Source organism: Coleofasciculus sp. A1-SPW-01 (assembly GCF_040217205.1).
GTDB classification, from domain to species: domain Bacteria; phylum Cyanobacteriota; class Cyanobacteriia; order Cyanobacteriales; family Coleofasciculaceae; genus Coleofasciculus; species Coleofasciculus chthonoplastes_A.
This window is the reverse complement of record NZ_JAVJNP010000201.1, coordinates 105,945-120,132: the sequence shown is the minus strand read 5'-3', so window position 1 is coordinate 120,132 and position 14,188 is coordinate 105,945. Positions and strand designations below refer to the sequence as shown.

Annotated in this window: 5 protein-coding genes and 1 pseudogene; 2 read left to right on the top strand and 4 right to left on the bottom strand. The window is 49.8% G+C overall.

Going from position 1 to position 14,188, the window contains the following annotated elements:
• Positions 1-301: 301 nt before the first annotated feature.
• Together RH949_RS29055 and RH949_RS29050 are read left to right on the top strand one after the other, a co-directional pair.
• A pseudogene (locus tag RH949_RS29055) lies at positions 302-604 on the top strand (oxidoreductase); the annotation flags it as partial.
• Between the two features lie 341 nt (positions 605-945).
• A complete protein-coding gene (locus RH949_RS29050) occupies positions 946-2,271 on the top strand; it encodes a hypothetical protein (protein ID WP_006099535.1) in 1,326 nt (441 codons plus the stop codon).
• Positions 2,272-2,422: 151 nt separating this feature from the next.
• Here the strand turns inward: RH949_RS29050 and RH949_RS29045 are convergent, their stop codons facing one another.
• The 4 genes from RH949_RS29045 to rpoB form a co-directional block, all read right to left on the bottom strand.
• Entirely contained in the window at positions 2,423-4,195 is a 1,773-nt protein-coding gene (locus RH949_RS29045; RefSeq protein WP_006099485.1) for an ABC transporter substrate-binding protein, read from the bottom strand.
• A gap of 118 nt (positions 4,196-4,313) precedes the next feature.
• Entirely contained in the window at positions 4,314-8,327 is a 4,014-nt protein-coding gene (locus RH949_RS29040) for a DNA-directed RNA polymerase subunit beta' (protein ID WP_446358067.1), read from the bottom strand.
• A gap of 52 nt (positions 8,328-8,379) precedes the next feature.
• Positions 8,380-10,263, bottom strand: a complete 1,884-nt coding sequence (locus RH949_RS29035) for a DNA-directed RNA polymerase subunit gamma (RefSeq protein WP_006099370.1) — start codon at positions 10,261-10,263, stop codon at positions 8,380-8,382.
• Positions 10,264-10,362: 99 nt separating this feature from the next.
• Complete coding sequence (gene rpoB / locus RH949_RS29030; RefSeq protein WP_446358065.1) at positions 10,363-13,713, bottom strand: DNA-directed RNA polymerase subunit beta; 3,351 nt, start codon at positions 13,711-13,713, stop codon at positions 10,363-10,365.
• Positions 13,714-14,188: the final 475 nt, after the last annotated feature.

Here is a 14,188-nt window from a genome sequence, read left to right as displayed (position 1 = left end):
GAGACTAAAGCGGTTATGGATAAAGCCATGAGTTAATTAGAGAACAGTAGGGGCGGGTTTAGGGATTAACCTGTGGAATTAACCGATAAATGTTGTACAAAACCCGCCCTCCCCTAGCGTGGGTTTAGGGATTAACCTGTGGAACTAACCGATAAATGTTGTACAAAACCCGCCCTAAGCTGTCATGCATTTAAATTGGGTATTAGTAGCGAGCAAGATGCAAAGCCTGCGGCATGGCTTCGCTAAACGCACTACAAGGATTGCGCCATCATTGATATTAAGGTTTAAATGCCGAACAGCTTATGCCCAGCGTACCTCTGCTGGATTAATTATTTCCGAAGCCACTCAAGTTTCCCAACAGGGATACGGATATGCGTATAGCCCAGGAATCCACTCACCCGAACAGGTAGAAGGCTGGAAGTTGGTGACTCAGGCTGTGCATGAACGAGGGAGACCAATGTTCCTACAACTGTGGCACGTTGGGCGTATTTCTCATCCCTCCATGCAGCCGAATGGGAAACTTCCCGTTGCGCCAAGTGCGATCGCGGCTGAAGGGATGGCGAGTACCCATACTGGCGAGCAACCCTTTGTCATCCCCCGTGCTTTTACCATGGCTCCCCCTGCTCCCCCTGCTTCCCCTGCTCCCTACCTCCACCACCAAACTTATTCAGCAGACCCTAGTTAATCTAGGGCGCGATCGCATTTGGGTAACTGGGGTGCGATCGCGAAATTCATTCATTTATACCAAGTTGCGTTATCGAATGTCATTCTGAGCGAAGCGCGAAGCGAAGCTATAGTGAGGAAGGAGCGTCAGAATCTCGCCAGATGTGTCGTTACTGTTCCTCAAACCCTCTTGTATCCGAGTTCGGCTTTCTGTAAATCTCAAGCCTGAGCCAGACTTCTATACTTGAGATAGAGACTACAGAAAACTTTACAATAACAACTATGGCTCCCGATCCCAAGATAATGAATAGCGTCGAGCAGCTCGGCTATCGCGTCACCGTGGGTGACGTAGCGGCTAAGGCGGGATTGAATATCAATCTAGCCGAACGAGGATTACTAGCGCTAGCCTCCGATGCAGGTGGACATTTGCAAGTCGCCGAGTCAGGTGAAATTGCTTACCTGTTCCCCAAGAACTTTCGCACAAACCTACGAAACAAATTCCTCCGATTACGATTGCAGGAATGGTGGTCAAAAATTTGGCGTGTCTTATTTTACCTGATTCGGATTTCATTCGGACTTCTCCTCTTACTTTCAATTGTCCTAATTTTTCTCGCCATTTCGATTATCGTCATCAGTATCAGTTCCAGCAGCGATAGTGATTCGGGTGGTGGCGGTAACGGGGGTTCTAATCGAGGCGGCGGTATGTTTTTTATGCCCCGCTTCTGGATTGGACCCGATATCTTTTGGTTTTTTGACCCCAGTTACGAACGCCATCGACAACGGCGCACCTCCTGGAATTCGGCTGAGAGTAAGCAGATGAATTTTCTGGAGTCAATTTTCTCATTCCTGTTTGGCGATGGTAACCCCAATGCGGATTTAGAAGAACGGCGCTGGCAAGAAATCGGTACAGTGATTCGCAATTCCGGCGGTGCGGTTACAGCGGAACAGATTGCTCCGTATTTGGATGATATTGGTACAGGCTATCAACGGGAATATGAGGACTATATGTTACCCGTTCTCAGCCGTTTCAATGGGCGTCCAGAAGTTAGTCCCGATGGAGAAATTATCTATCACTTCCCCGATTTACAGACAACTGCACAACAGCAACATCCTCAGCCTGTTCCCTCTTACCTGCAAGAACAGCCTTGGCGCTTTAGTGCGGCTACCAGTGGACAAAAAATACTGGCAATTGGGTTAGGCGGAGTGAATATTGTCGGCGCGTTGATGCTGGGTTCTTTGTTAAGAGGAGGTGAAATTGCTGCCCAGATAGGCGGATTAGTGGCGTTTGTCGCCTCAATTTACTGGTTTTTACTGGGGTACGGGATTGGGTTTTTAGCGATTCCTTTGATTCGTTATTTCTGGATTCAACGGAAAAATAGTAAAATCGCAGCCCGTAATCAGCAACGACAGCAGGAAGCATCAGCACTGGTTCAAGGGGATGCCAATTTACAGAAAAAGCTGGCGTATGCCCAACAGTTTGCCGCGCAAAATGTAATTGGGCAAGAGGATGTGGTGTATACCAGTGAACAGGATTTACTGGATCAAGATTTGCAACGAAAAGACCAAATTGATGCTGAGTGGCAACGCCGTTTAGAGTCGGGTTCTTAGGTAGCTATAGCGGGTTTTGTTGTTCATTTATCGGTAAATAGCTGACTTTAGTCCCTCGAAGGCAATCGCGTGGTGATCCGATTTGGGTATGGAGTGCGATGTTTCTTGAACCATCCATAAAACTGGCAGTCAGATTTCCCCCTAATTCCCCTTAATCTTCAGAAATCCTCAATTCGTGGATATTCCAAAACGCGCCTCCTAAAGCCGAATACTCAATCCCCTCCACGCGATCGCGCACAGCCGTCATCGATAGCGGATTCACCAAATAAATAAAAGGTAAATGTTCTTTAATCAGGCGTTGGGCTTCACCATAAATAACTTTGCGCTTTTCTTCATCTAACTCTTGAGACCCTTTAACATAGAGATCATTAATTTCTTTCTCCCAAGGCGCCACTTCCCACCCCTGAATCTCCGGTTGACCAACCGTTGGTTTTTGATTAAAACTGTGCAATCCACCTTCCGTAGACCAGACATTGGCACTATTATTCGGTTCTAATCCGCCCCCGGAAAAACCCAGAAGATGACATTCCCAATCCAAGCTATTACTAAGTTGTTCCACCAAAGTACTAAAAGCAATCGGGTTAAAATCCACTTGCATACCAATTTTCGCCAAATCTCGTTTAATTTGCGCTCCCATGGCTTCGCGCAGTTTATTCCCCGCATTGGTAATTAAGGTAAAACGCACTCGATTCCCTTGATCGTCGAGGAGTTGTCCTTCATCGTTATACTGGAAGCCCGCGTTTAACAGTAATTCTTTGGCTTTGTCCAGATTATATTCGTAAATTGGCAGTCCCTCTTCGGGAGACAAATAATAAGGACTTTGTACCGGAAGATTGGAATATTGCGGTTCACCCAATCCTCGAAACGAGTTATCAATCATCGTTCTTCGGTCAATCGCATAAGCCACCGCCTGTCTAAATTCCAAGGTATTGAACCAACGAGATTTCATCGGTTCAATCAAAGGTTCGCCGTCCCGACTCCCTTTGTTAAGGTTGAAGGAAATAAAACTAGAACTTAGCGTGGGACCGCCAACGTAAATGTTAAAGTTACTGCGTTCCTCTTCCCGTTTAAGTAGGGAATAGAAATCCGGTGAGACACTAATCGCATCTAACCCACCAGAACGAAATTGCAAAAAGGCAGTATCGGTGGATTCAACAACTTCCCAGAAGAGACGATTAATATAAGGTTGAGGTTGACCTTGATCTCCCTTGCGCCAGTAATGGGGATTGCGGCGAAAGATTAAGCGTTGATTGGTATTGTAGCGATCCAGTTGATAGGGTCCATTGACCACAATTTTATCCGGGTCAGTATCCACCCCCCAAGTGGTCATAAACTTGGGTCTTCCTTCTTGGTCTTTCTCAGTTACCGTATCCTTGAGGGCGTGGGCGGGTAAAATTGCCAGTCCTGTGGTGCGGAGAAAGGGCGCAAAGGGTTCGGGTGTGGTAAATTCAACTCGTCTTTCATCGAGTTTCCGCACGCTGGGAAAGCCGCGTGTTTCGCCAATTCTGAGAATGTCGCGAACATCGGTGGGAATGTCTTCGTTGAGATAGATATCGTTATAGGTAAAGACAATATCATCAACCGTTAAGGGTTCTCCATCCGACCACTTTAATCCCTCTCGCAGGGTAAAAACAATCCGCTGTTGGTTATCGGAGATGTCCCAAGACTCAGCCAGAGAGGGTTCAATTTCTCCGGTGACACCATTTTCAGTGACCAGTCCCTCGTAGGTATACCCAAAAATATTCGGCGACTCCTGAGAGAGGGCGTAGTTAAAGGTTTTGGGGTCACTGAGAATACTGGTGACAAGTTGAGAACCCTGGGCGGCTTGCGAGGTAAAGAGTGCAGGGTTACAGGCGGATAGTGCGATCGCGACGACACAGGTCAGTAAACTGAGAAACCAGCGACGCAGAGGAATATTTGCCAAGATAGTCACGAATCCGATTCAATAATTGTAGGGGTACGATATAAATTGTAGGGGTACGATATATCGTACCCCTACTCCATTCTCATGGTTTTACGCTTGAATGAGGACTCATAACGGACTATTCATCCTCATCCTCATCCTCTTCGAGATACTCCTCAGCCAAGTCATCTGCATCCTCATCCTCTTCCTCCTCTTCATGCATCAACGACTCAAAATCGCTGGTATCCTCTTCTTCCATACTGTAAGCGCGAGCCGTGCGATCGTCTAGCACTTCTAAGGAATCATCTTGGTCGAACTCACTACTCTCATTCAGATCGCCAAAATCATACTCAGCGCCGCCATTGGCGGAATCAGCATCGACACCACTGGTTGGATCTTCATAAGCGTTATACCCGGTTCCGGCGGGAATCAGGCGACCAATAATCACGTTCTCCTTCAAACCCCGCAACCAATCGGATTTCCCTTCAATTGCAGCTTCGGTGAGGACACGAGTAGTTTCCTGGAAGCTAGCAGCGGAGATGAAGCTATCCGTATTCAGTGAGGCTTTAGTAATCCCCAATAATACTGGCGTATATTGAGCTGGTGCGCCCCCGGTAATTGCCATGGCTTCATTCACGGTCTCAATTTGCCGTAACTCCACTAATTCTCCCGGTAGCATTGTGGTATCACCCCCATCATCGACCCGAACTTTTGAGGTCATCTGACGGACAATCACTTCGATATGCTTGTCCGAGATATCAATTCCCTGGGATTGATACACCGACTGGACTTCATTAACCAGAAATGCTTGTGCGGCTTGCAGTCCCGCTAAAGCACCTTCATAGATTCCCTTGTCTTCCACAGTGAAATTAAAGAAAATCTCCAGAATCTCGTGGGGATTTGCCGGTCCATCAGTTAACGGTTGACCTACCTTCACAAACTGAGCATCGGAAACCATCGCGTTTTGTCCCGGACTCACCGGATAATCTGTAATCACCCCTTCCGGTTCAATCACTTTGATATCAACGGTTTCATCTTCCTCATAAACCACCTGCGTCTCACCGGGACGTCGGGCTAATACACAGGCTTCTTTAGGTTTACGGGCTTCTAGGAGTTCTTCAATCCGGGGTAGCCCTTGAATAATATCCCCCGTCTTTGCCCGCTCAAACACTAGCAGCACCAGGTTGTCACCCCGTTGCACCAAGTCTCCATTATCAATTTGCAGCACCGCACCAGCGGACACCCGATAAGGACGTGCGAGTCGCAACGTTACTGAGTCTTCGTTAACTTTGACAACTTGTCCAGATTCGGAGGCTTGCACACTGGCGGCGAGGAAATCAGTCTCCACGACTAAATTTCCCACCTTCACCTGAGGTGTGCCACTAATGGGAACGGTAATCCGATCCGCATCCCGAACCACCAGTACCCGGCGAATGGCTTCCACCCCTTCGCGAATCCCTCGGACTTCACCGGATTCTTTACACTGAATTTCGGTGCGGGCGACGACGTCTTTGGGCGCAATTTTATCCCCATCGTTAACCAACAGCCGAGTTTGGGTACTTCCCCCTAAGGGATCAGCCGAGGTATCGCGCCGGATCACCAACGATTCCAGGATCACCAACTGCAACCGCATGTCCTCTGGATCATCTGACTCTTCGGTTGTGACTAATTCAATATCCGCTGAAAGCTGAGAGGCGGAATGATCGCCGTCGGACTCTTGAGTCATGTCCAAAACGAGTTGAGTTCGCAGCAACTCTAGTCCTTCAACGGACTTGATCCGCTCTCCGTCTTTATAGGGTAGCCGCTGAATCGTCCGTAACTCAATCCCGATCGCACTCTCACCATTCGACTCACCGCCCTCAGTAGAACCGTTGGCACTGTCGATGGAGGCTTGAGAGGGAACATCGGGTTCATCGGGGATGTTAAACTCTACCACAGGTCTGAGCAGTAATGCCATGCCCTCTGGCGTCTCGGCGACTTCCCCATACCGCAGTTCTGTCACGCTTAACCCCGGAACAGGTTCTGTACCCGGATGTACCAGCTGACCTTCAGAGGTAAAGCCCTCGGGAACGTCATCCACCAAATGCAAGTCTCCGGGCTTAATCACAATTTCCCGCAGAATGTCATTCTTCTGCACAACTTCGACAATCCCTCCCGATTGGCAGAAGATATCTTTCACCACTTCTGTCCCGGCTTCCACATATTGACCGTCTTCCACTAGCAGCAACGAGATATCTTTATTAACCTCGTGGCATTCTTCGGGAATCCACAGCAGGGTGCCGCCTTTGGTGATTTCGTATCCTTGCTTGGCTTTACCGCGCTTGGCGACTTCTACACCGCCATACTTAATAATCCCCCCAGTCTGGGTGCGATAGCGATCGTCAACCAACTCCGCTACCACTTGATTATTTAACACTTTTGTGCCTGGGGTTGCCTTGAGCAAGAAGCGCTGGTTATTGGCGGTGTGAATCACATACTGTTCACGACCCCCACTACTTTCCATCCGCACCGCTGCTTGGTCTAGGCGTACTGACGCGGTGATGATGTCAATTTCCCGCTTGCCCGGTGTCAGCCGCACTACACCACCGTTTTGGCTGACTAACTTGGTTTCTGCTAACACGGAACCGGGTTCCACGGCATCCCCGTTTCTGACCACAGGTTCAGCACCAGGGGGCAGGTTATACACCTCTCCTGATAACACCCACAACAAGCCACCCCGCTGGGCAATGCGGGTCGTATTCCCTTGGCGATCCGTTTTTTCTTCGGGAATCAAGTCGGCAAACAAAACTTCTCCCGCCAAATCCGAGGCGACGTCTTTCGCGGCTTTTTCCGTAGACAGGCGAGATTTGCCCAACGCCACTTCTGCTAAAAGCTGTTCTGCTTTTACCTCTTGCCCATCGCTAACCAGGAGGATGGAACCGGGCGTGACCGGAACCGTCTTGGCTTTCCCCTTATTGGTGGGTTCCAGAATCAGTTCACCAGCGACTTCCACCTGTTCCCGCTCTTCCCCATGGCGAGTACGCACACCTCGGGTACGCAGACGGCTAGAAAAGCGGACAACGCCATCAAACGCCGCTGAGACTTGGCGGGCGACTTCCCCGGTGAATACTCCCCCGGTGTGGAATGTCCGCATGGTTAGCTGAGTTCCGGGTTCACCAATGGACTGAGCCGCAATAATACCAACGGCTTCTCCCAAGTCCACCATGTGTCCATGGGCTAAACTCCAGCCGTAGCAATGCTGACAAACTGAGCGCGAGGCTTCACAGGTTAGGGGAGAGCGAACCATCAACTCTTCCACCTTCGCTTTGCCGATGACGTCGGCTAAATCGTCGCAGATAGCTTGGTTACGTTTGGCGATCACCTCTTTGGTTTTCGGGTGCAGCACATCAGCGGCTAGGACTCGTCCCAAGAGACGATCTTGCAGGGGAATCAGTACGCGATCGCCATCTGTCATCGCGGTTAACTGGATGCCTCGGGTTGTGCCACAATCGACTTCCCGGACAATCACATCCTGAGACACATCCACCAGACGTCGGGTCAGATACCCTGAGTCAGCCGTTCTCAGGGCGGTATCCACCAGTCCTTTCCGTGCCCCGTAACTGGAAATAATATATTCGGTAACCGTTAACCCTTCCCGGAAATTAGTCTTGATCGGCAGGTCAATAATTTCCCCTTGCGGATCAGCCATTAAACCCCGCATCCCGACCAATTGGCGCACCTGAGACAGGTTTCCTCTTGCCCCAGAAAACGCCATCATATAGACCGAATTCAAGGGATCAGTTGCCTTGAAATTGACCACCACTTCATCTTTCAGGGCTTCCGACGTACTATTCCAGGTATCAATTACTTTCTGGAATCGTTCAACTTCGGTGATTTCCCCCCGACTGTAACGGGCTTCCGTGGCGCGAATCTGGGCTTCTGCCGCTTCTAACATCTCACGCTTTTTCGGCGGCACAAGTAGGTCATCGACACTAATCGAAACCCCCGCTTTTGTGGCATAGCGGAATCCTAAATCTTTAAGTTGGTCAGCCATCTGAGCAGTCCGGGCGCTGCCATACTTAGTAAACGCCCAGGAAATCAGTTTTTTGAGCTGACCTTTATCAACGACTCGATTGTAGAAAATCGTTTCTTTTTGTCCTTTGTCATTCGTCATTTGTCATTCGTCCTTGGTGATTCGTCCTTGGTGATTCGTCCTGGGTTTTGGTTCAGGTAATCATCAGGGCATCTTGAATGGCTTTGTTGTAAATAATCCGACCTGGTGTCGTGCGAACGTACTGCGAAATTAGTTCTCCATCAGCCGTTTCTCGGACTCGGCGGTCTTTGTAGACTTTCGTCACCATCCCATCTGAGGAGGTTTCTGAGGAAATCACCTGCTCATCATCCGACTTACCATTCTGTACCGTGCCATCAAAACGCACCCAGACGTAAGCATGTAACTCGACCTGCTTTTGTTCAAAGGCTCGGATTGCATCATCGAGAGAGGCAAAATAGCGATCCGCGCCTTTTGTGGCGTGGGGATTTTCGGCGGTGAGGTAATAGCAACCCAGCACCATATCCTGACTCGGTGCGACAATCGGACGTCCCGTCGCTGGAGAGAGAATATTATTGGACGCCAACATTAACAATCGGGCTTCGGCTTGGGATTCCAAAGACAGAGGAACGTGAACCGCCATCTGGTCACCGTCGAAGTCCGCGTTAAAGGCGGGACAGACCAAGGGGTGCAGTTGAATGGCGCGACCTTCAACCAAAATCGGTTCAAAGGATTGAATCCCTAAGCGGTGCAGCGTTGGCGCTCGGTTGAGCAAGACGGGATGACCGGCAATCACTTCTTCTAGCACGTCCCAAACGCTGGCGTCACCGCGCTGAATCAGTTTTTTGGCGGCTTTAATGTTATTGACTAACCCCTGACTAATCAGGCGATGGATCACAAAGGGTTGAAACAGTTCAATCGCCATTTCGCGGGGTAAACCGCACTGGTGAATTTTCAGATTCGGACCGACAACGATTACCGAACGTCCAGAGTAATCGACCCGTTTCCCCAAGAGGTTTTGGCGGAATCGACCCTGTTTCCCTTCAATAATGTCCGACAATGACTTTAATGCCCGATTATTCGCACCAACCACCGTGCGACCTCGGCGTCCATTATCAATCAGCGCATCGACCGCTTCTTGCAGCATCCGCTTTTCGTTGCGGACAATAATTTCTGGGGCGAGGATTTCCTGGAGGCGTGCCAAGCGATTATTGCGGTTGATCACCCGGCGATACAAGTCATTCAAGTCTGAAGTCGCAAAGCGTCCACCATCGAGCTGAACCATGGGGCGCAAATCCGGCGGGATAACCGGAATCACCGTCAGCACCATCCAGTCGGGTTGTGATCCGGTGGCGATGAAGTTATCAATCACCCGCAGCCGCTTAATCAGCTTTGCCCGCTTTTGACCTTTGGCGTTGCTGATGTCTTCGCGCAGTTTTTCGGCTTCGTCGTCTAAGTTGACATCTTGCAAGAGTCGTTGTAGAGCTTCTGCACCAATGCCCACTTCTACGCCATTGAGTTCGGAGTCTTCGCTGTAAAGTTGCTCCTCAATTTCCAGCCATTGGTCTTCAGTCAATAGCTGTTTATAGCTGAGATTTTCAGCATTCCCTGGACTCAGAACAACATAAGCATTGAAATAAACAATCTGCTCGACATCCCGCAACGGCATATCCAAGAGAATACTCAGATAACTGGGAATTCCTTTGAGATACCAGACATGCGCCACAGGAGCCGCCAGTTTAATGAACCCCATGCGATGTCGTCGTACCCGCGACTCCGTGACTTCCACGCCGCAGCGTTCACAAACAATCCCGCGATGACGAACTCGTTTGTATTTGCCGCAGTGACATTCCCAGTCTTTCGCTGGACCAAAAATCCGCTCACAGAACAACCCGTCCATTTCGGGTTTGAGCGTGCGATAGTTAATCGTTTCTGGTTTCGTCACTTCCCCTACAACTTGACCATTCGGTAGGGTACGTTCTCCCCATATACGGATGCGCTCCGGAGAGGCAATTCCAATTTTTACGTAGTCAAAGCGCTGTTCTTGTTGCTGTTTCATCTTCCAGGGTTGCGAGTTTTGAGCGTACAGACGTGGCTACATCTGAGTTTTGAATGTAGAGACGTAGCCAGCTACGTCTCTACACTCAACACGGAGACCTTATAACTCTTCTTCTTCGAGTTCCTCACTGCGGAGGGATTCATAAGTGGGTCGGCTGGGGGTACGACGGCGATCGCCATCTGCCATCAAATCGACTTCTAAATCACGGCTGGAGCCATCATCATCGGTTTCTACTTTGTGAACGGCAATATCCAGTCCCAAGGATTGAAGTTCTCGCATCAACACCTTAAAGGATTCTGGTGTACCGGGTCGCGGAATTGCCTTACCTTTGACAATGGCGTTGAGGGCTTCGTTACGACCCTGCATATCGTCTGATTTCACGGTGAGTAACTCTTGCAGGGTATAAGCCGCGCCAAAAGCCTCCAATGCCCAAACTTCCATTTCACCAAATCGCTGACCGCCCTGCTGCGCCTTACCACCCAACGGTTGCTGAGTAACCAGCGAATAAGGTCCGGTGGAACGAGCATGAATCTTATCATCGACCAAGTGAACCAGTTTTAACATGTAGGCGATACCGATTGTCACCGGACGATCAAAGGCTTCGCCCGTGCGACCATCAAATACCTGGATTTTGCCCGGATTTTCTGGATCAAATACCCAATCTTGCTGAGTTTCTTCCCGCGCTTGCTGAAGTTTGCCGTGAACAGTCAGCCGGGATGCTTCTTCCCCATACATTTCATCAAAGGGAATCATTTTAAAGCGCAGGTCTAAGTTTTCACCCGCCCATCCCAGTAAACATTCAAAGACTTGACCAACATTCATCCGACTGGGAACGCCCAAGGGATTGAGAATAATGTCCAGGGGAGTGCCATCAGGGAGGTAGGGCATATCTTCCATCGGCAGAATCCGGGAGATAATCCCCTTATTGCCGTGACGACCTGCCATTTTATCACCCACCTGAATCTTGCGCTTCTGTGCCACATAGACGCGCACTACCATGTTGGCACCAGGGGGGAGTTCATCGCCTTGTTCACGGGTAAAGATGCGGACATCCACAACCCGACCTTTTTCACCGTTGGGAACGCGCAAGGAATTGTCCCGCACATCCCGGGCTTTTTCTCCGAAAATTGCCCGGAGTAGCTTTTCTTCGGGGGGTTGGTCGGATTCGCCTTTGGGTGTCACTTTACCGACGAGAATATCTCCGGCTTCTACCCACGCCCCTATCCGAATAATCCCTTGTTCGTCGAGTTGGCGCAGCGAATCTTCCCCCACGTTGGGAATTTCACGGGTGATTTCTTCGGGTCCCAGCTTAGTTTGTCGGGCTTCAATTTCGTATTTTTCAATGTGAATGCTGGTGTACACATCATCCAACACCAGTCGTTCACTAATCAGGATGGCGTCTTCGTAGTTGTAGCCTTCCCAGGGCATATACGCCACCAGAATGTTCTGTCCTAATGCCAGTTCTCCCCCTTCAGTGGCGGAACCGTCAGCTAGGATTTGACCCGCTTCTACGTCATCTCCGTAAAAAACTAACGGACGCTGATTTAAGCAGGTGTCTTGGTTAGACCGCTGATATTTCTGGATTTCGTATTCAATGATTTCTGGTTCGCTGGTTTGGGCTGTCTCTGCACTGTCTCCCGGTAAAGCGGGGGTGCTGGGAGCGGTTTGGACGCGAATTTTGGTGGCATCCACATAAACGACTTCGCCAGCTTTCCGGGCGACAACCACCATGCCGGAATCTCGTGCAGCTTGGGCTTCCAACCCTGTACCCACCAAGGGACGTTCTGGACGCAACAAGGGAACGGCTTGCCGTTGCATGTTTGAACCCATCAGGGCGCGGTTGGCGTCATCATGTTCCAGGAAGGGAATGAGTGAGGTTGCCACGGAGATGATTTGCACTGGAGATACCGCCACAAAGTCTACCTGATCAGGGGTGGTGGTGGTGAATTCTTGGCGATAGCGCACGGGAACGGATTCGCCCATGATATAGCCATTTTCATCCATGGGGATATCACCAGGAGCAACGCGCAAGTCGTCCTCTTCATCAGCGGTCATGTAAAGCGGCGCTTTGTCTTTGATCACCCGCCCGTTTTCTACGGGGTACGAGGGGGTTTCAATAAAGCCATAAGCGTTAACTCGTGCATGGGTTGCCAAGGAACCAATTAGACCGGCGTTGGGTCCTTCTGGCGTTTCGATGGGGCAAATTCGTCCATAGTGAGAGGGGTGAATATCTCGCACGGCAAACCCCGCTCGTTCACGGGTTAAGCCACCGGGTCCCAAGGCAGATAAACGACGTTTGTGGGTTAACTCAGCTAGGGGATTGGTCTGATCCATGAACTGGGATAGCTGAGATGAGCCAAAGAATTCTTTAATGGCGGCGACTAGGGGTTTGGGGTTGACCAAGGAGGCGGGGGTTAGGGTATCGGAATCAGAAACGGTCATTCGTTCCCGAATGATTCGCTCTAGGCGATTCAATCCCACCCGAACCTGGTTTTGCAGGAGTTCACCCACGGAACGAACCCGGCGGTTCCCCAAATGGTCGATATCGTCGGTGCTGCCAATATCAAATTCCAGGTTGATCAGGTAATCGATCGCGCCCATAATATCTTGGGGCGTCAGCACGCGGATTGTATCGGCAACATTTAAGCGCAATTTGCGGTTAATTTTGTAGCGACCGACGCGACCGAGATCGTAACGTTTGGCGTCGAAAAAGCGTGAGTCTAATAACTGCTGACCCCCGCTTACTGTCGGCGGTTCACCGGGACGGAGCTTGCGATATAGCTCCATCAGGGCTTCTTCTTCACTGGGATTGCCTTCTTTGTCTAAGGTCTTTTGATAATAATCGGGGTGACGCAGGGCATCGATAATTTCGTTGTCTGAGAGTCCCAGGGCTTTTAAGAGAACTTGGGCAGACAGTTTCCGGGTTTTGTCGATCCGAACCCAGACTAAATCATTTTTGTCGGTTTCAAATTTTAACCAAGCGCCTCGGTTGGGGATTAAAGATGCGGAGTAGGTACGGCGTCCGTTTTTGTCGATTTCCGACTTGTAGTATACGCCGGGACTGCGGACAATTTGATTGACAATGACCCGCTCGGCACCATTAATAATAAACGTACCGCGATCGGTCATCAGGGGCAGATCGCCAATAAAGACTTCTTGCTCCTTAATCTCACCTGTCTCTTTGTTAATCAGGCGAGTGGGTACATACATTTGCACGGCATAAGTGCTGTCTCGCCGCTTGGCTTCATCCACATCATATTTCGGACGCTTGAGCTTATAGTCTTTGCCGACAAAGTGGAGTTCCAGCTTACCTGTGTAGTCACTAATCGGTGAGAAGCTGTCGAGTTCTTCAATTAACCCTGCTTCAAGAAACCAGCGAAAACTGGCTCGCTGAATTTCAACTAAGTCTGGTAATAGATAGGTGGGAGTTGTATAGGTTTGAGTCGTCATGCTTTTCCTTCTGGAGAGGGTGAATCAGCGTCAGGATGGGCTTCACAGCCTAAGGTGGAGGCAGAATTTGCTCCTCTAGTCAGCAATCCTGAGCAATACAATAGTATGATTGGCTATATCTATCGGGGTAGATACCAGTCAGCGTCTAGCGCTGCCAAGCCGAGAATTTTTACCTCAAAGAAGTAATAAGAGAGTCTGAGGATAATAACGACTGTCTTAATAATCGGCGGGAGCGTTTTAATGATAATGATGATACAGGGCTTGATCTACAATGAGATAGAATCGGCGGCATCTTCTCCTCGTGGGCGGTTGGGCATCGATTAAGGATTGTTTCGGGGTAGGCAGTGATGGCGGGATAAAACTTGAGAAAATTTTATACATAGTAACTCTTCTTAATCAATTATGGCGCAAGCTGGCTGTTAAGGGGAGATGGGGAAGCTGGGGGAGCAATGTAGAGACGCGCCATGGCGCGTCT

Excerpts from the sequence above, each read along its gene's own strand:
- RH949_RS29050 (WP_006099535.1), top strand. The coding sequence starts at position 946 with ATGGCTCCCGATCCCAAGATAATGAATAGCGTCGAGCAGCTCGGCTAT.
- RH949_RS29040 (WP_446358067.1), bottom strand. The coding sequence starts at position 8,327 with ATGACGAATGACAAAGGACAAAAAGAAACGATTTTCTACAATCGAGTC.
- RH949_RS29035 (WP_006099370.1), bottom strand. The coding sequence starts at position 10,263 with ATGAAACAGCAACAAGAACAGCGCTTTGACTACGTAAAAATTGGAATT.
- rpoB (WP_446358065.1), bottom strand. The coding sequence starts at position 13,713 with ATGACGACTCAAACCTATACAACTCCCACCTATCTATTACCAGACTTA.